The organism is Mycolicibacterium gadium (assembly GCF_010728925.1).
Taxonomy (GTDB): Bacteria; Actinomycetota; Actinomycetes; order Mycobacteriales; family Mycobacteriaceae; genus Mycobacterium; species Mycobacterium gadium.
This window is the reverse complement of the sequence record NZ_AP022608.1, coordinates 3,518,420-3,536,849: the sequence shown is the minus strand read 5'-3', so window position 1 is coordinate 3,536,849 and position 18,430 is coordinate 3,518,420. Positions and strand designations below refer to the sequence as shown.

Below are 18,430 nucleotides of genomic sequence, written 5' to 3'. Positions count from 1 at the left end.
AACCATGGCAGAGAACACAATCAAGTGGGACAAGGATGCCGACGGCATCGTCACCCTGACGCTGGACGACCCGACCGGTTCGGCCAACGTGATGAACGAGCATTACCAGGAGTCCATGCACAACGCCGTGGAACGACTTGTCGCGGAAAAGGATTCGATCACCGGCGTCGTGATCGCCAGCGCGAAGAAGACCTTCTTCGCCGGCGGTGATCTCAAGGGCATGATCAAGCTGGGGCCGGAGGACGCGGGTGAGGCCTTCAGCATGGTCGAAGCCGTCAAGGCCGACCTGCGCAAGCTCGAGACGCTCGGCAAGCCGGTCGTGGCAGCCATCAACGGTGCCGCGCTCGGTGGTGGACTCGAGATCGCCCTCGCGTGCCATCACCGGATCATCGCCGACGTGGCCGGCGCGGTTGTCGGCTTCCCCGAGGTGACGCTGGGACTGCTGCCCGGCGGCGGTGGTGTCGCCCGTTCGGTGCGGATGTTCGGTATTCAGAAGGCCTTCATGGAGGTGCTGAGCCAGGGCACGCGTTTCAAGCCCGGCAAGGCCAAGGAGGTCGGCTTGGTCGATGAATTGGTGAGCGATGCTGACGAACTCGTTCCCGCCGCGAAGGCCTGGATCAAGGCCAATCCCGATAGCCACACCCAACCGTGGGATGCCAAGGGCTACAAGATGCCGGGTGGTACCCCGAGCAGCCCCGGTCTGGCCGGCATCCTGCCGTCGTTCCCAGCGCTGCTGAAGAAGCAGCTCAAGGGCGCGCCGATGCCCGCTCCGCGGGCCATCCTGGACGCGGCCGTCGAGGGCGCTCAGGTGGACTTCGACACCGCCAGCCGGATCGAGAGCCGCTACTTCACCCATCTGGTCACCGGCCAGACCGCCAAGAACATGATCCAGGCGTTCTTCCTGGACCTGCAGCACATCAACGGCGGGGGGAGCCGTCCCGACGGCATCAAGCCCGTCGAGATCAACAAGATCGGTGTGCTCGGCGCGGGCATGATGGGCGCCGGCATCGCCTACGTCTCGGCCAAGGCCGGGTTCGACGTCGTGCTCAAGGACGTCTCGATCGAGGCCGCGCAGAAGGGTAAGGGCTACTCTGAGAAGCTCGAAGCCAAGGCGCTGGAGCGGGGCAAGACCACGCAGGAGAAATCCGACGCACTGCTGGCCCGCATCACCCCGACCGCCGACGCCGCCGACTTCAAGGGCGTCGACTTCGTCATCGAGGCGGTCTTCGAAAGCCAGGACCTCAAGCACAAGGTGTTCCAGGAAATCGAGGACATCGTCGAGCCCAATGCGCTGCTGGGGTCGAACACCTCCACGTTGCCGATCACCGGTCTGGCGACCGGCGTGAAGCGCCAGGAGGACTTCATCGGCATCCACTTCTTCTCACCGGTCGACAAGATGCCCCTGGTCGAGATCATCAAGGGCGAGAAGACCTCTGACGAGGCGCTGGCCCGCGTGTTCGACTACACGCTGGCCATCGGCAAGACGCCGATCGTGGTCAACGACAGCCGTGGCTTCTTCACCAGCCGCGTCATCGGCACCTTCGTCAACGAGGCGCTCGCGATGCTCGGTGAGGGCATCGCGCCGGCCAGCATCGAGCAGGCGGGTTCGCAGGCCGGCTATCCGGCGCCGCCGCTGCAGCTGTCCGACGAGCTGAATCTCGAGCTGATGCACAAGATCGCCGTCGCTTCCCGCAAGGGTGTCGAGGATGAGGGTGGCACCTATGTGCCGCACCCGGCCGAGGCGGTCGTCGAGAAGATGATCGAACTCGACCGGCCGTCACGGCTCAAGGGCGCCGGCTTCTATGAGTACGTCGACGGTAAGCGGGCCGGACTGTGGCCGGGGCTGCGTGAGACGTTCAAGTCCGGCAGCACCGAGATCCCGCTGCAGGACATGATCGACCGGATGCTGTTCGCCGAGGCGCTGGAAACGCAGAAGTGCCTTGACGAAGGCGTTCTCACGTCGACCGCCGATGCCAACATCGGCTCGATCATGGGCATCGGCTTCCCGCCGTACACCGGTGGGTCGGCGCAGTTCATCGTCGGCTACGAGGGTCCGGGCGGCGTCGGCAAGGACGCGTTCGTCGCGCGCGCCAAGGAGCTGGCCGCCAAGTACGGCGACCGTTTCAACCCGCCGAAGTCGCTGCTGTAAGTTCTCCGACGAGACGCGAAATCCCCCGAAATGCCGAACTTTCGGGGGATTTTGCGTCTGTTCGCCGGATCGGTGACGATAGTCCGATGGCCGACGTGAAGCTCATTCCGCTCGAAGTGCTGCTTGGCAACCCAGAGCGGGCGGGAGCCCAGATCTCGCCGGACGGCAAGCGGCTGTCGTACATGGCGCCGCTGGACGGCGTGATGAACGTGTTCGTCGGCGCCGCCGGGGCGGACAACGAACGACCGGTGACCCACGACACCGAACGCGGGATCCAGGGGTATTTTTGGGCGCACGACAGCCGCCACATCATGTACGTGCGGGACAAAGACGGCAGCGAGAACTTCCGCCTCTTCGACGTCGACTTGGAGACGGGCGTCGAGCGCGACCTGACTCCGTTCGACGAGGTGCAATGTCAGATCATCGCCCACCGCAAGGAATTTCCCAACGTCGTGCTGCTCGGCCTGAACAAGGACAACCCTCAGCTGCACGACGTTTACCGGCTGGATCTGACGACGGGAGAGCTCGAGAAGATCGTCGAGAACCCCGGTTTCGTCGGTTGGGTCGTCGACCCCGACCTGAAGGTTCGCGGCGCCGTGCAGCCACTGCCCGACGGTGGCGCGGTGTTCCTGGTGCGCGACGACGAGGCGTCGGACTGGCGCCCGCTGTTGCAGGTGCCGCCGGAAGATGCAGAGACGTCGGGACCACTGGGCTTCACCAGAGACGGCCACAGCATGTACGTCCAGACCTCCGTCGACGCCAACACCGGTCGCCTGGTGAAGATGGACACGGCGACGGGTGCTTTCGACGTGATCGCCGAGGATCCGGATTACGACATCGCGGGCGCGATGTTGAACCCGGACACCCGCGAGGTCGAGGCCGTGCTGGTGTACCGGGATCGCCTGGAGTATCAGGTATTCGACGACGCGGTCCGTGGCGACATCGCAGCCCTGCAACGGCTGAGCAGCGGCGATCTGTCGATCACCGATCGAAGCAACGATGACAAAACGTGGCTCGTGACGTTCGACGACGACAGCGGCCCGGTGAAGTTCTACACCTGGGACCGTGACACGAAGACGTCGACGTTCCTGTTCGACCATCGACCGCAGCTCAACGACTACGCGCTGGTGCCGATGGAACCGTTCAGTTTCACCGCGCGCGACGGGCTGACGATCCACGGCTATTTGACCTTTCCGGCGGAGGCCGAGCGCTCAGGTCTACCCGCTGTACTCACCGTGCACGGCGGGCCGTGGGTCCGCGACGCGTGGGGGCTGGATCCCGAAGCGCAGTGGCTGGCGAACCGGGGCTACGTGTGCGTGCACGTGAACTTCCGCGGCTCCGCCGGTTACGGCAAGAGCTTCCTCAACGCCGGAGATCGCGAGTGGGGCGCCAAGATGCACGACGACCTGCTGGACGCCGTCGAACACCTTGTCGCACAAGACATCGTCGACCGCGACCGCGTCGCGATCTACGGCGGCTCGTACGGCGGCTATGCCGCGCTGATCGGTGCGACGTTCACCCCCGACGTCTTCAGGTGCGCGATCTCGATGGTCGGCCCGTCAAACCTGAACACCCTCATCGCGTCGATTCCCGAGTATTGGAAACCGCTGCTGTCGATGTTCCACAAACGGGTCGGCGACGACGAGGACTTCCTGTGGTCGCGCTCGCCGCTGTCCAAAGTCGACAACATTGCGATCCCCATCCTGATTGCCCAGGGCGAGAACGATCCACGGGTGAAGCAGGCGGAGTCCGAACAGATCGTCGCCGCCATGAAAGAGCACGGCATCGACCACGAGTACGCGCTGTACGAAAACGAAGGCCACGGCCTCGTCAAACCCGAGAACCGCCTCGACTTCTATCGCCGCGCCGACCGATTCCTGGCCAAGCATCTCGGCGGTCGCGCAGAGACCACCTGACCTCAGGCCGGCGAGTCGATGCCGGCGTGAGGTCCGACTGACTAGATTGACGGGGTGCCCGGGAGCTTCACCGAATCGTTCGCCGCGGGCTTGGCGAGCTACGGCGACCGCCAGTGCATCCAGTTCGAGGGCCGCTGGTACACCGGCGACGAGGTCGCCGCATACGGTGCCGCCATCGCCGACGTATTGCGCAGCGCTGACGTCGCCGACGGCGCACCCGTCGGTCTCGTGGTCCGCAACCGGTTGCAGCACGCCGCCGCGATCGTCGGCTTTCTCGCCATCGGCCGCCCGGTCTCGATGATCTACTCCTTCCAGTCGCCCGAGGCGATCGGCCGCGATATCGAGAAGCTGGCACTGTCGGCGATCATCGCGGATCGCGAGGACTGGACGCACGAGGTCATCGCGGCGTGCCAGCGGGCAGGTTGTGCCGGCGTGGCCATTTCGCTGACCGACCCGACGGTGTCACAGGTCGAGGGCCTCGAGCGGCGAGACCCGTCGCGAAAGCACGCCGAAGTCGAACCCGGTGTGGCACTGCAGATCCTGACCAGTGGCACCACCGGCCCGCCGAAGCGGCAGGCGATCATGACACCGGTGCTGGCGCGCACGGTGTTCAGCGTGACCAGCGGGGAAACCGCCCCGTCGGACGCGCCTCCGGAACTGGCGTACTGGCAGTTCGGGGGTATCGGCGTCTGCCAACTCGTCGCGGGTATCTACAACTCCAGGCGGATCGTGATGCTGGAACGCTTCTCGGTCGAGGGATTCGTCGACGTGATCAAGACGCACCGCATCACGCGTTCCGGTGTGCAGCCCGCGGTGGTGCGCATGCTGCTGGACGCCGAGGTCGCCAAAGAGGAACTGGCGTCGCTGGAGTTCCTGATCAGCGCCTCGGGGCCACTCGACCCGCAGACCCGTGTCGAATTCGAGGAGCACTTCGGCATTCCCATCCGGTTGGCTTACGGTGCAACGGAATTCGCCGGATCGCTGTGCGCCTGGACGCCGGACCTCGTCGACGAGTTCGGTGAATCCAAACGTGACAGCGTCGGGCGGGCGCTGCCCGACACCGAGGTCCGTGTCGTCGACGCGGATACCGGGGCGGAACTGCCCGCCGGCGAGCAGGGTCTGCTCGAAGCGAAGGTGGCGCCGATCAGCCCGGATTGGATCCGTACCACTGACATCGCCTCCATCGACGCCGACGGCTTCGTCTACCTGCACGGTCGGGCCGACGGTGCGATCAACCGCGGCGGGTTCAAGATCATGCCGGAAACCGTTCGGCGCGTGCTGATCTCGCATCCCGCCGTGCGTGACGCGTGCGTGGTCGGCGTAGCTGACCCACGGCTGGGCCAGGTGCCGTTCGCCGCGATCGAAGTCGTCGAGGGCATGGCGGCGCCATCCGGCGATGAACTGAAAGACCTTGTCCGCCAGGAGCTGCCGGCCTACAACGTGCCGGTTGCCTTCACCGTCGTCGACGAGCTGCCGCGCAACCCCGCGCTGAAGGTCAGCCTGCCGGCGGTGGCCGCGCTCTATCGGGAGGGTTAGACCGCTCCCAGGTCGGACGAGAGCCAATGCTGCGGCTTCATGAAGATGGCGACGCCCTCGCCGTGCTCGCGGCGGGCGAATTCGAGATAACCGTCGACCTTGTCCGGCGGGAGGTAGCGCCTGACCATCTCGACGAGTTGTTCGTCGGTGGCCGGTTCGATGCGGCTGACCGGGCCGTCGACCGCGACGTAGCGCACCGTCGGCTCGAGGCGCTGGGCCATCAGAGTGAACTCGCCCTGCGTTTCGATGAGGCGATGCTTTCGCGAGCCGGCACCCGTATGGATCCAGGGTTCACCGCCGGGACTGTACTGGTACCAGATCGGCACTGTCAGCGGCCCGCGCTTGTCACCAGCGCTCACCGAGAGCGCCCCAATGTGGGGCTCGGCCAGAAACTGTTCGCGTTCTTCCTTGGAGAGGGCCATGGCGCCAGGCTAGCGCCGGCCCCCGTCAAGTACGGTCAGCAGCCGATCCGCGAGAAGAACGCCACGGCGACGAGGCCGATGACGAACGCCACCTGCGGCTGTCCCATCGCCATGGTGCTGACGATGCCCGCGATCGCGGCAATCGCGATCACGACGAGCAGGAGGACATAGAACCATCGGACGTGGTGGTGGCTGTCTGCACGAACCGGGTGCGACTCCAACCCCGTCAGCGGGTCACGGCCCACAACCGCCTCCTTTGTGACATGCATCACATCGATCTTCACTATGTGAGCCACACCATATAACACCGATCCGGCTTCCGCGATGCCGATGGATCAGATGTCGCCATTGCAGCCTGATAACGGCCCGACCACTGCGTATCTGGTGAACACTGCCACGTAACCCCTGCGGAAACCGGGGAAGTACGAGACGAGCGAGCATGACCGATCTCTGTCAGTTGCCGGCCCACCAGCTGATCGCGCTCATGGCGGCGGGCACGGTTTCGTGCCGTGACGTCGTCCACGCGCACCTCGCGCGAATCGAGGCGATCAACCCCGCCCTCAACGCGCTCGTACAGGCCACCGACCCCCAGCAGTGCCTGACGGCCGCGGCCGAAGCCGACGATCGCGTCGCCCGCGGCGCCCCGCTCGGCCGGGCGCATGGACTGCCGGTTGTGGTCAAAGACGTCATGCACGTCGCGGGGCTTCGGTGTTCGGGCGGCAGTCCGGTGCTGCGCGCGACCGCAGACAAGGATGCGACCGCGGTCTCCAGGCTGCGCGGGGAAGGCGCCATCGTGCTCGGCCTGACGAACGTCCCCGAGATGGGCCGCGGCGGAGAATCCAACAACAGCGTCTACGGTCGCACCAACAATCCGTTCGACCTGTCGCGCACACCCGGCGGTAGCAGCGGCGGATCGGCGGCCCTCGTGTCCGCCGGCGGCGCCGCACTGAGCGTGGGGTCGGACGGCGGCGGCAGCATCCGGCAGCCGTGTCACAACACCGGAATCGCCGGCCTCAAGCCCACCCACGGCCGAATCCCGCGCACCGGCAGTGTGTTCGGCGACGCGCTCGGCATCTTCGGCCCGTTCAACTGCTACGGCCCGCTCGCCCGGGCGGTGGCTGACCTACATCTGGGCCTGTCGATCATGAACGGTCCGGATCTGCGCGATCCATACGCGGTGCCCGCGCCGCTTGGCGACCCGGACGACGTCGACGTCTCGGCCCTGCGCGTCGCCACGTATCTCGACGACGGCATCTCGCCGCCCGACGACGACGTCGCCGCTGTCGTCAGCGATGTGGTGCAGGCACTGACGGGAATGGTCGGCGCCGTCGAGCACAACAGCCCGCCCTGCCTGGTACGCACGATGGAGTTGTTGTGGGAGTGGGTGTTCCTCGGCGGAGATCGGGGCCGCGGGTTCGAAGCGGATCTGGCCGCCATCGGGGCCACCGATCCCTCCGAGGAACTTGCCGAATTCCTCGAGCAGGCGCGGCTGGTCGAGTTCTCGCTGTCCGATGCGCGAAGCAGGCTGGTCGACATCGACACCTACCGCATCGAGATGCTCGAGTTCATGGCCGACTACGACGTGATCGTCGGACCCGTGATGCCGACCGCGGCCAAGCCCCACCATCACGGGCTGGTCGAGATCACGGACTTCTCCCATCTGATGGCGCACAACCTGACCGGCTGGCCTGCGGCAGTGGTCCGCTGCGGCACCTCGAAGGAGGGTCTGCCCGTCGGTGTGCAGATCGTGGCGAGACCATGGCAGGACGCGACGGCGCTGGCGGTCGCGGGTCGGCTGGAAGCGGTATTCGGAGGATGGCGGCCCCCACCGTTGTTTGCATAGAGTTGCAAGCCATGCGCTTTGGACTCTTCATTCCGCAGGGCTGGCGACTCGACCTGGTGGACATCCCGACCGACCAGCACTGGCCGATCATGCGTGACCTCGCCGCGTACGCCGACGCGGGCCCCTGGGATTCGCTGTGGGTATACGACCATTTCCACACCGTTCCCGTGCCGACGGACGAGGCGACCCATGAGGCGTGGTCGCTGATGTCGGCCTACGCCGCGAGCACATCCCGCATCAAGCTCGGCCAGATGTGTACGGCGATGGGCTACCGCAATCCGGTGTATCTCGCGAAGGTCGCCGCGACGGCCGACATCATCTCCGGTGGCCGGGTGCAGATGGGGATCGGCGGCGGCTGGTATCAGCACGAGTGGGAGGCCTACGGCTACGGGTTTCCGTCGGCCGGTACCCGGCTCGCCATGCTCGACGAGGGCGTCCAGATCATGCGCGACGCCTGGCGTGACGGGCGGGTCAGCCTCGCCGGTAAGCACTATCGGGTCGACGGCGCGATCGTCGCGCCCAAGCCGTTGCAGGACGGCGGGCCTCCGATGTGGATCGCCGGGGGCGGCGAGAAGGTGACGCTGCGCATCGCCGCGAAGTACGCCCAGTACACCAACTTCACCTCGGATCCCGACGGCTTCGTGCACAAGTCGCAGATCCTGGCCGAACACTGCCGGGCCGTGGGCACCGACTACGAGGCGATTGTGCGGTCGTCCAACTTCAACGCCGTCATCGGCACCTCGGAGCGCGACGTCAACGAGCGCTTGGCGCGGCTGCGCGCCCAGCAGGTGACCAAGGCGGACGGATCCGCCGTCGACGCCATGCTCGGCACTGTCAGCGCTCCTGAATCCGCCACTGGCACAACCGAACAAGCTGTCGAGAAGCTCACGCGCATGCGGGAACTGGGCTGTGAATACGCGATCATGTACTTTCCCGAGGCGGCGTACGACCGCACCGGCATCGAACTGTTCGAGCGCGAGGTCATCCCCGCGCTGGCGTAACCGCTACGGCGTGACGGGAATCGGGCCGCCCGGTGGGAGTGCGTTGGGGTCGACCGGAGCGATCGTCCCCGGAGGCGGCGGCGCATCGAAGTAACCCGGCGGTGGCGGGCCGGTGAGCGGGTGGTAGCCCTCCGGTAGCGGCGGTCCGCCCGCGTAGTTCTTCTCCGGAACGGGAGCACCGTTGGACGCCGGGTCGGTCAGCGACTGGTATCCGGGTGGCAGCTGCGGCGCCGGACCGGCTCCGGGTGGCGGCGCCTGCGGTTTCACATCGCCGGGCTGCATGGTGCCGTTGTAGTTCTGCGGGTCCTGGGCCATGTGCCAGGCGTCGCGGAGGAACCCCAACGGCCCCGACGTGTTGCCCTGCCCATACTGCTGGTTGGCGACCTGGGGCACGGGCGGCGCACCGACCGGTGGTGGCGCGGGCGCGGCGACCGGTTCGGCTCCCGGAACCTCCATGACGGGCTGGCCCGGCGGTAGCGGTTGGCCCGGGGGCGGCGGCGGTGGTGCCGGCTGTGCGTTGGCCTGGGTCGAAGCGACCAGCGCGCCCAAGCCGATCACGACGCCGGCGAACGCGATCTTCGCGATCTGCCGAAGTGAGGAGGTATGTCCGCTCATGTGTGGCGTGTGTGCTTCCTGCTAGAGCCCGTGGGCTGCTGCCGACTCGTGACGAGGCTAACGCGTTTGCGCGGCCCGTGCGTAGTCCAGGCCGATGTCTGTGAAGTCGCCCGACCCGGTCGAGGCGTTACGGCGCGAGGCGCCTGCAATCCCGCTTTCGGTGTTGCCGGTGCCGCCGATGACGAGAATGGTGTTAAAGGTGTTATTGCGTCGGCCATGTCTCGAACTCGCCAGCCCGAATCGAGACGATCCATGGCCTATGCGGTCCGTGACATATCCGACGGTCGGAAAGGCGCGTTGACGATGGAGAAGATCTCGCTCACCGCACTCGCACGTGAGCATCTGGAAACCGCCCGGGCGGCGACCAGTGGCCGCAGTGCACACACGGTCTACGGCGGCCATGAACATTCGCTGCGCCAGACTTTGATGGCACTGAAGGCGGGCAGCAAGCTCGACGATCACGAGAGCCCCGGCGAGGCCACGCTGCAGGTGCTGCACGGCCGAGTGCGGGTGACCAACTCATCGTCGGGATGGGACGGTTCAGCCGGTGACCACATCATCCTGCCAAGGGAACGTCATGGTTTGAGCGCGATCGAGGATTCCGTCGTGCTACTGACCGTCTCGAAACCCATCGGGCCGCATACCTAGATCGCGGGACCGAGTAGGTCGTCAGCGTCCTTGATGATGTAGCCGTAACCCTGTTCGGCGAGGAACCGCTGACGGTGCGCGGCGTACTCGGCGTCCAGGCTGTCGCGTGACACCACCGAGTAGAAGACCGCGCCGCCGCCGTCGGCCTTGGGCCGCAACAGCCGGCCGAGACGCTGCGCCTCTTCCTGTCTCGACCCGAAGGTGCCCGAAACCTGTACGGCGACATTGGCTTCCGGTAGGTCGATGGAGAAGTTGGCGACCTTGGATACGACCAGCGTCGGGATCTCGCCGCGACGGAACTCATCGAACAGCGCCTCCCGCTCGGCGGTCTTGGTCGACCCCTGGATCACGGGAGCGTTCAGCTCTCGCCCAAGCTCGTCGAGCTGGTCGAGGTAGGCGCCGATGACCAGCGTCTGGTCGCCCTTGTGCTTCTCCAGGATGGACTTCACCACGGCGATCTTGGAATGCACCGTCGAGCACAGCTTGTAGCGCTCGTCGGGTTCGGCGACGGCGTAGAGCATCCGCTCGTTGTCGGTCATCGTCACCCGCACCTCGATGCACTCGGCGGGCGCGATCCAGCCCTGGGCCTCGATGTCCTTCCACGGGGCGTCATACCGCTTCGGCCCGATCAGCGAGAACACATCGCCCTCGCGTCCGTCCTCGCGGATGAGGGTGGCCGTCAGGCCGAGCCGTCGCCGCGACTGCAAGTCCGCGGTCATCCGGAACACCGGCGCGGGCAGCAGATGCACCTCGTCGTAGATGATCAGGCCCCAGTCGCGGCTGTCGAACAGTTCGAGGTGCTTGTACTCGCCCTTGGTGCGGCGCGTGATCACCTGATAGGTGGCGATGGTGACCGGGCGGATCTCCTTCTTCTCGCCCGAGTACTCGCCGATCTCGTCCTCCGTCAACGAGGTTCGGTTGATGAGCTCGCGCTTCCACTGCCTGCCCGCCACCGTGTTGGTCACCAGGATCAGTGTCGTCGCGCCCGCCTTCGCCATCGCCGCGGCGCCGACGAGGGTCTTACCGGCGCCGCACGGCAGCACCACGACGCCGGACCCGCCCTCCCAGAACGAGTCGGTCGCCATCTCCTGATAGTCGCGCAGGTGCCAGCCGTCCTGCGCGAGGCTGATCGGATGCTTCTCGCCGTCCACATAGCCGGCGAGATCCTCTGCGGGCCAACCGATCTTGAGCAGCATCTGCTTGACGCGACCGCGCTCGCTGTTGTGCACCTGAACGGTGTCGTCATCGATGCGGGCGCCGAGCATCGGCGCGATCTTCTTGTTGCGCAGCACTTCCTCGAGAACCGCACGGTCCAGGCTCACCAGCGTCAGCCCGTGCACCGGAGACTTGACCAGCTGCAGGCGGCCATAGCGCGCCATTGTGTCGACGATGTCGACCAGCAGCGGCTGTGGCACCGCGTAGCGGGAGAACGTCACGAGCGCGTCGACGACCTGTTCGGCGTCGTGGCCCGCGGCACGGGCGTTCCACAGCGCCAGCGGGGTGATGCGGTAGGTGTGGATATGCTCGGGCGCACGCTCGAGCTCGGCGAACGGGGCGATGGCGGCTCGGGCCGCACCGGCCTGTTCGTGGTCGACTTCGAGCAGCACCGTTTTATCGGACTGCACGATCAGGGGGCCGTCACTCACTTTGTCCATTATCCAGGACCGTCGGACAAGGGTGTTCTCAGTGGGCGGAGTCGGCGGATACGACCGACGTCACGCGGTGGATGGCGAACTCCCGCACGCGGCCGGACGCCGGGTCGTAGGCGGTCAGCTGCCCGCCGCGAACATTGATGGGTGCCACCACCCGTTGGGTGGCGACCCCGGCCGGGTCGACGTAGCCGATCACCACCGACGTCTGGAGATGGGCGGCCTCCTGGAGTTGGGTGATCGCCACAGTCGGGTCCAGGCGCATGCCGCTCGACGGTCCGGCCGCCACCCTGCGCAGTACCGCGACGATCGCGGCCAGCGTCTGACTCGTCGGGGCCGGCGCCCGATGGGATCGACGGCGCGATGGTGCGGGCACCCTGGCTCCCCGCGCGCGGATGTCGACGATCGTGCCCGTCGAGTCCTCGGCCGCAGGGGCGAACCCGGCCCCTCGAAGGGCGGCCAGCACCTCGGAGATCGGCGCTTGGGACACCGCGACGGTCGGGGCCAGCAGCCGCATCTCCAGTTGTTCGGCCGCCGGTGCGGTGATCGCCTGCGCCAGCAACGCGGCGTCCTCGCACCGCACGAACGAAGCCGCCATGCCGACCCGTAGCTGCCCGTGCCGGCGGGCTACATCATCGATCAGGTACGTGAGTCCTTGTGGGACAGGCGTTTTAGAGTATCGGGCGAAGAAGGCGTGCAGGTCGGCCGCGGTGCGTCCGGTGTCCAGCGCGCGCCGGATCGACGACTCGCTGACGCGGTACACCATCGCCGCACCCGCCGACTCAACCCGCGCGACGGCACCCAACTGCTCGGCCAGGTCACGTTCCAGCGGACCCGGCACCACGACCGTCAGGTCCGCCTGCAGCAGGAAGTGGTCGATGGGCTGGGGCAGCACCTTGTCCATCGCCTTGACGACATTCTCCGGCGGGGCGTCCGAGAGCAGGGCCCGCGCCGGGGTGCTGATCGCACCGCGGCCGACGACGCCGACCATGTGCGCCTCCGACAACAACGCACCCACCGGGCCCGGTTGCAGTCGATTGCCCCAGCGGGGCCGGCGCCAGATCATCGCGCGTGCCGCCTCGGTGGCGTCGGCGCCGGCGCCGGGCGCGAGATCGGCGAGCGTTTCCAGGAGCAGCCGCCGGTCCAGCGGCGCGGCTGTCGAGAAAAGCGAATCCGAAAGCGCCGCATAGGGTTTACCGTCAGGGCCCCGGCTCCCGACCAGGCTCGGCCTGCCCTGCAGTTCCAGCCATGTCGACGCCAGCAGATGCCATTTCTGCGCGGTCGGAGATTCGAGGAAGCGGTCAGTGGCCACAGTCGGCGCCCAATAGGGGCCGGTGCCGTCCTGCGGTTCTGGTTCCGGCATACCGGTCGCGATCAGCCCGGCCGCCGCGGTCACCTCGAGAATCAGGCCGAGCCGGCTTTCGTCGATGCCGGTGATCTTCGTCAGCCGTTTGACGTCGCGCACACCGAGCCCGCCGCTGCGCAGCTCGGGAATGGGTGCAGCGCTGAGGGTTTTGAGCACGACCTCGACCTCGCGCAGCAGGTCGATCACGGCACCCGCGGCCACCGCGTCGACGTCGGCGATGGTCGTGGTCGACACCACGGGATCGGGTGCGGTCAGCCCGACGGGCCCGGGAAGTTCGCCGCGCAGCGCCTGGCCGACGAGCCTGGGCAGGATCACCGTCTCGTCGTCCACCTGACGTAGCAGTCCGTTCGCCAGCAGTCGCTGCACCGGGCGATCAGGCGGGGTGCCGGCGGCCGCGTCGCGGGTGCGTCCCACCGGGGAGCCCTCCAACAGTCGCTGCAACAGGTCGGACTGCGCCTCGTCGAGAGCGGCGAGGCGCTCGACGAGCCCCGTTGGCTCGGTGTCTTCGACCGTGGCCTGACCGGGATACCAGGGCAGGCCCGTCGCGGCCTCGGAGGTCACCCGCACCGAATCGTCGCCCCACACCAGCGCGCGCTCGCGAAGGTCCTCAACGGCGCGCATCACGACCGTCTCGGTGCCCGCGTCGCCGACCAGCTCCAACAGCTTCGACAGCGGCACCGCCGTCGTATCGGCATGCAGGACCAGCAGCGCGTCGATCACCGCGAGATGAAGAAAGTCCAGGCCATCGGTTGCGGCCTTGACCGACTGGCGTGCCTGCGCGCGCGCCGCCAGCGCCGCGATGGTCCCCGGCGGCGGCTGTGTCAGATCGGGCCGCAGCTCCAGCAGCCGGATCAGCCGCTCATCGCCGAGTTCGGCCAGCCAGGCGCCCAGAGGAATGCCCGGCGCGTTTTCGGTCATTGCTGACCAGCGTAAAGCAGGCCGCCGGTGTCGCCACTGCGCGCGTTGCCTGCCACAATGTCAGGCGTGGCTGACAACAAACGGCAGAAGAAGCAGTATGTCGACCCGGGCTGGCCCGCAACCGACGGGGACGACGATCACGCAGTCAGCGAGCTGGCTGCCGACCGCACCGGTGCGTTGTCGCCGTTCGGCGACCTGACGTTCCCGCTGCCGACGGAGGCCGTTCCGTACGTGCACCCGGTCACGGTCGTCAACAAGTAGTGACCGAACCGGCTGGGGCCGCTTCGGCGCCCTCCGCCCGCACCGCGCTCTCGCACATCGACGAAGCAGGCGCGGCGCACATGGTCGACGTGACCGCCAAGGACGCCACCAAGCGCACCGCCGTCGCGGCCGGTGCCCTGCACACCACCGCCGAGGTCGTCGCGATGATCGCGTCGGGCGGGCTGCCCAAGGGCGACGCGCTGGCCACTGCGCGGGTCGCCGGCATTCTTGCGGCCAAGCGCACCAGCGACCTGATTCCGCTGTGCCACCAGCTGGCCCTGACGGGGGTCGACATCGACTTCGTGATCGACGGCGCTCAGGTCGCGATCGCCGCGACCGTGCGCAGCACCGACCGGACCGGGGTCGAGATGGAGGCGCTGACGGCGGTGAGCGTCGCCGCGCTCACGCTCTACGACATGATCAAGGCGGTCGACCCCGCAGCCCGCATCGATGACATCAGAGTGCTGCGCAAAGAAGGCGGCAAGACCGGCACGTGGGTGCGGTGACCCGGTCGGGGCGGGTCATCGTCGCATCCACCCGCGCCGCGGCGGGGGTGTACGAGGACAAGACCGGACCGATCATCGTCGGCTGGCTCAATCAACGGGGCATCGGCGCCCCCGCACCGACTGTCGTCGCCGACGGCGGCGGAGTTAACCAGGCCCTGTCCGCCGCAGTCGGCGAGAAGGTCGACGTCGTCATCACTTCCGGCGGAACCGGGATATCGCCGACCGACGGCACCGCGGACGCGACCGCCGCCATCGTCGACTACCAGATCCCCGGTCTCGCCGACGCGATACGTCGAGCAGGCGAAGACAAAGTGCCTACGTCAGTGCTCTCCCGTGGCGTCTGCGGCGTCAAGGGGCGCACCCTGATCGTCAACCTGCCGGGTTCGACCGGTGGCGTCAGAGACGGTCTGGCGGTGCTGGACAAAGTGCTCGAGCACGCACTGGATCAGCTTGCGGGAGGGGACCATCCACGATGACCGTCGTCCTGCGCGCCGACGTCAGCGAGCACTCGATCGAGCTGACCGAGCACGAAGCGCTTGTCGCTCATGAAGCCGCGGGCGCGGTGGTGGGTTTCGCCGGCGTCGTCCGCGACCACGACGGCGGCCGCGGGGTGATTCGGCTCGAGTATTCGGCGCACCCCACGGCGCAGCAGACGTTGGCCGACGTGGCCGCCGAGATCGCCGCAACCAGTCACGGAGTGCGGGCCATCGCGGTCAGCCACCGCATCGGCGTACTCGACATCGGCGACGCTGCACTCGTCGCCGCGGTGGCCGCAGACCATCGCGGTGCGGCGTTCGAAACCTGCCAGCGGTTGGTCGACGCCGTCAAAGAACGGCTACCGGTGTGGAAGCACCAGTTCTTCTCGGACGGCTCCGAAGAGTGGGTCGGATCCGCCTAGGAGCCGCCCCGGCGGCGACATCGGGCTAGATGTACTGCCCAGGCAGGTTGGTTGAGGAATTGTGACGACACGCTGTAGCGGTCGTTGATAGGTGAAGGCCTCCCGTCGTGGAGTGGAGCTGCTACCACTTCACCGCAACGATCAGGAGGCCTTCGTGGTCCACGCTAATGCTGTTTTGACTCCTCGCGGGCGTCTAATGCTGGCCCGTCGTGTCGTCGAGGAGGGCTGGCCCATCGTGCGGGCCGCTGAGCACTTCCACGTGTCATGGCGTACCGCGCAGCGGTGGGCATCGCGCTATGCGGCGATGGGTGCTGCCGGGATGACTGATCGATCCAGCCGGCCGCATCACTGCCCCAATCGGACACCGGCGCCGGTGGTGCGCCGCATTGTGGAGTTGCGGTGGCGGCATCGTCTCTCACCCATGGCGATCGCTTCGCGGCTGTCGATGCCGGCTTCGACCGTGCACGCGGTGCTGGTGCGGTGTCGGCTGAACCGGTTGTCTCACATCGATATCCGTACCGGCGAGCCGATCCGCCGCTACGAGCACGGCCACCCCGGCGCGATGCTGCATGTCGATGTCAAGAAACTGGGCAACATCCCCGACGGCGGGGGTTGGCGGTTCGTCGGTCGAGCACGCGGCAAACGCAATCGCCATGGGACTTCTGAGGTCCGGCGCAATCACCGCTACCAACCGATCCTCGGGCATGCCTACGTGCACACGGTGATCGATGATCATTCCCGGGTCGCCTACGCCGAGATCCACGACGACGAAACCGCTCAGACCGCGATCGGGGTGCTGCGCCGGGCGGTGGGATGGTTTGGTACCCGCGGCGTCCATGTCGAGCAGGTGCTGTCGGACAACGGAGCCTGCTACAAGTCCTACGCATGGCGCGACGCCTGCGCGGACCTGCACATCGCGCACAAACGCACCCGCGCCTACCGTCCCCAGACCAACGGCAAAATAGAGCGCTTCCACCGCACCATGGCCGCCGAATGGGCCTTCGCCCGGCACTACCCCAACGAACGCACCCGCCGCTCAGCCCTATCGGCCTGGCTACATACCTACAATCACCACCGGCAACACTCGGCAATCGGCAAGGTCCCACCCATCACCCGGTTGACCAACCTGCCTGGGCAGTACAGCTAGAGCGTGGACTCAGGCCGGCGGTAGCGGCGGCGGCAGGGGCGCACCGGGCGCCGCAGGTGCCGGCGGCGCGGGCAACCCCGGTGCCGGAGCAGGGGGCGGCGGAGGCGCAAGCGCCGGATCCGGCGGGAGCTGGCCCGGCAGGTTCGGCACCTGACCGGTGGCGCGGTCCGGGGTTGTCAGCGGACGCTGAGTCAGCGCCAGCAACGCATCCTTGCCGGTGACGTCCTGGGTCTGGATCGCATGCCAGATCTCCTTGAGGTAGGAGACGTTGGGGCTGTCGGTCGTGACGGCGCCACGATCGATCGTCGTCCCCGGGTTCAGGTTCTCCGGGCTCGGCAGGTGCGGAACCTCGGCGGGCACGGGGAGCTCACCGGACACGGCCTGGTTGGCCACGTCCATGGCGGGCTGCGGAAGGTTGACCTGGGCCAGCGGATCGGGCGCGGGTGCCGGCGGGGCCGGGGCGGGCGGCGGAGGAACCGCCGGCGCGGGCTGAAGCGGAGCGTCGGCGTGCAACGCCCACACCTCAGGCTGATCGCCAGGCACCATGCCCTCGGCGACATCCCAGTTCGCCACCTCCTGCGCGACGTCTGCCGACGGGGCCATCGGATCGACCGGCGGCGGCGGAGGTACGGGTGCGGCCAGCGCGTCGATCGGGGGTGGCGGCGGCGGGGCCATCGGGTCGACCGGCGGCGGAGGAACCGGGGCGGCGAGTGCGTCGATAGCTGGCGGCGGGGGCGGGGCCATCGGGTCGACCGGTGGCGGCGGAGGTACGGGTGCGGCCAGCGCGTCGGCCGGGGGTGGCGGCGGAGGCAGTGGTGCGGCCGGGGGTGGCGGCGGTGGAACGGGTGCGGCCATCGGGTCGACCGGCGGCGGCGGAGGCAGTGGTGCGGCCGGGGGTGGCGGCGGTGGAACGGGTGCGGCCAGCGCGTCGGCCGGGGGTGGCGGCGGAGGCAGTGGTGCGGCCGGGGGTGGCGGCGGTGGAACGGGTGCGGCCAGCGCGTCGGCCGGGGGTGGCGGCGGAGGCAGTGGTGCGGCCGGGGGTGGTGGCGGCGGAACCGGAGCGGCCAGCGCGTCGAACGGCGCGGGTGGCGGCGGAGGCGGCGGGGGAGCGAACGGGTTCGGCGGCGGGGGCGGCAGCAGATTGTTCAGGTTGGCGATCGCGTCGTCGACCACATTGCGCGGAGTCGGGCCGGACAGCGGACCACCACACGACGGCCATGCGCCCTTGCCCTGACCGGCGAGCACCCGCTCGGCGACGGCAATCTGCTCTTCCTTGGTGGCCAGGTACGCGGCAGGCGCGAACTCGCCGCCGCCGTGGCCCGACCAGGTGCTCGGGGAGAACTGGAGGCCACCGTGGTATCCGTTGCCGGTGTTGATCGCCCAGTTGCCACCAGATTCGCACCTGGCGACCTGATCCCATTCGCCGTCGGTGGCGGCGTTGGCCTGTCCGGCGAGGGCAAGGCCCCCGGTGCCCATGACAGCGCCTGTGAAGGCGATCTTCGCGACGTTTACGGCCGATGCAGTGGGCTTACGATGCCGTCCACTCATAGGTGCG

The 18,430-nt window shown here is 67.7% G+C and carries 17 protein-coding genes; 11 read left to right on the top strand and 6 right to left on the bottom strand.

All coding sequences use genetic code 11. The features are described from left to right. Positions 1–4: 4 nt before the first annotated feature. The 3 genes from G6N36_RS17375 (at position 5) to G6N36_RS17365 (ending at position 5,601) form a co-directional block, all read left to right on the top strand. Positions 5–2,149, top strand: a complete 2,145-nt coding sequence (locus G6N36_RS17375; protein ID WP_163688031.1) for a 3-hydroxyacyl-CoA dehydrogenase NAD-binding domain-containing protein — start codon at positions 5–7, stop codon at positions 2,147–2,149. Between the two features lie 86 nt (positions 2,150–2,235). After that, complete coding sequence (locus G6N36_RS17370) at positions 2,236–4,065, top strand: S9 family peptidase (protein WP_163688028.1); 1,830 nt, start codon at positions 2,236–2,238, stop codon at positions 4,063–4,065. 54 nt (positions 4,066–4,119) lie between these two features. After that, on the top strand, positions 4,120–5,601 hold the full coding sequence (locus G6N36_RS17365) for a class I adenylate-forming enzyme family protein (RefSeq protein ID WP_163688026.1): 1,482 nt from the start codon (positions 4,120–4,122) through the stop codon (positions 5,599–5,601). Here G6N36_RS17365 and G6N36_RS17360 read toward each other — a convergent pair. Further along, entirely contained in the window at positions 5,598–6,023 is a 426-nt protein-coding gene (locus G6N36_RS17360; protein ID WP_163688024.1) for a pyridoxamine 5'-phosphate oxidase family protein, read from the bottom strand. The two genes, G6N36_RS17365 and G6N36_RS17360, sit on opposite strands and share 4 nt — an antisense overlap. 35 nt (positions 6,024–6,058) lie before the next feature. Next, positions 6,059–6,292 (bottom strand): hypothetical protein, encoded by a 234-nt coding sequence (locus G6N36_RS17355; RefSeq protein ID WP_235690090.1) that lies wholly within the window; start codon positions 6,290–6,292, stop codon positions 6,059–6,061. A gap of 170 nt (positions 6,293–6,462) precedes the next feature. On the opposite strand from G6N36_RS17355, the gene G6N36_RS17350 reads away from it, so the two are divergent. Beyond that, positions 6,463–7,866 (top strand): amidase, encoded by a 1,404-nt coding sequence (locus G6N36_RS17350; protein ID WP_163688022.1) that lies wholly within the window; start codon positions 6,463–6,465, stop codon positions 7,864–7,866. An 11-nt stretch (positions 7,867–7,877) separates the two neighbouring features. Further along, positions 7,878–8,867, top strand: coding sequence for an LLM class F420-dependent oxidoreductase (locus tag G6N36_RS17345; RefSeq protein ID WP_163688020.1), 990 nt, complete (start codon positions 7,878–7,880; stop codon positions 8,865–8,867). Between the two features lie 3 nt (positions 8,868–8,870). Here G6N36_RS17345 and G6N36_RS17340 read toward each other — a convergent pair whose 3' ends face one another. Further along, on the bottom strand, positions 8,871–9,482 hold the full coding sequence (locus tag G6N36_RS17340) for a hypothetical protein (protein ID WP_163688018.1): 612 nt from the start codon (positions 9,480–9,482) through the stop codon (positions 8,871–8,873). Positions 9,483–9,785: 303 nt separating this feature from the next. On the opposite strand from G6N36_RS17340, the gene G6N36_RS17335 reads away from it, so the two are divergent. Next, on the top strand, positions 9,786–10,130 hold the full coding sequence (locus G6N36_RS17335) for a cupin domain-containing protein (protein ID WP_083129260.1): 345 nt from the start codon (positions 9,786–9,788) through the stop codon (positions 10,128–10,130). Here the strand turns inward: G6N36_RS17335 and G6N36_RS17330 are convergent. Further along, complete coding sequence (locus G6N36_RS17330; protein WP_163688016.1) at positions 10,127–11,776, bottom strand: DNA repair helicase XPB; 1,650 nt, start codon at positions 11,774–11,776, stop codon at positions 10,127–10,129. The genes G6N36_RS17335 and G6N36_RS17330 overlap by 4 nt on opposite strands. A 37-nt stretch (positions 11,777–11,813) precedes the next feature. Continuing rightward, positions 11,814–14,063 carry a helicase-associated domain-containing protein gene (locus G6N36_RS17325; RefSeq protein WP_163688014.1) on the bottom strand — a complete coding sequence of 750 codons (2,250 nt, stop codon included), beginning with the start codon at positions 14,061–14,063 and terminating at the stop codon, positions 11,814–11,816. 57 nt (positions 14,064–14,120) lie between these two features. On the opposite strand from G6N36_RS17325, the gene G6N36_RS17320 reads away from it, so the two are divergent. The 5 genes from G6N36_RS17320 (at position 14,121) to G6N36_RS17300 (ending at position 16,875) form a co-directional block, all read left to right on the top strand. Continuing rightward, the gene (locus tag G6N36_RS17320) at positions 14,121–14,324 is read left to right on the top strand and encodes a hypothetical protein (RefSeq protein ID WP_163688012.1); all 204 of its coding nucleotides are present in this window, start codon (positions 14,121–14,123) and stop codon (positions 14,322–14,324) included. Next, positions 14,324–14,830, top strand: a complete 507-nt coding sequence (moaC, locus tag G6N36_RS17315) for a cyclic pyranopterin monophosphate synthase MoaC (RefSeq protein WP_163688010.1) — start codon at positions 14,324–14,326, stop codon at positions 14,828–14,830. Before G6N36_RS17320 ends, moaC begins: the two co-directional genes overlap by 1 nt. Next, entirely contained in the window at positions 14,827–15,306 is a 480-nt protein-coding gene (locus G6N36_RS17310; RefSeq protein WP_163690733.1) for a MogA/MoaB family molybdenum cofactor biosynthesis protein, read from the top strand. Before moaC ends, G6N36_RS17310 begins: the two co-directional genes overlap by 4 nt. Next, entirely contained in the window at positions 15,303–15,728 is a 426-nt protein-coding gene (locus G6N36_RS17305; RefSeq protein WP_163688008.1) for a molybdenum cofactor biosynthesis protein MoaE, read from the top strand. Before G6N36_RS17310 ends, G6N36_RS17305 begins: the two co-directional genes overlap by 4 nt. A 154-nt stretch (positions 15,729–15,882) precedes the next feature. Next, positions 15,883–16,875 (top strand): IS481 family transposase, encoded by a 993-nt coding sequence (locus G6N36_RS17300; RefSeq protein ID WP_163685615.1) that lies wholly within the window; start codon positions 15,883–15,885, stop codon positions 16,873–16,875. A 9-nt stretch (positions 16,876–16,884) separates the two neighbouring features. Here G6N36_RS17300 and G6N36_RS17295 read toward each other — a convergent pair whose 3' ends face one another. Further along, positions 16,885–18,423 carry a transglycosylase family protein gene (locus G6N36_RS17295; RefSeq protein ID WP_163688006.1) on the bottom strand — a complete coding sequence of 513 codons (1,539 nt, stop codon included), beginning with the start codon at positions 18,421–18,423 and terminating at the stop codon, positions 16,885–16,887. Positions 18,424–18,430: the final 7 nt, after the last annotated feature.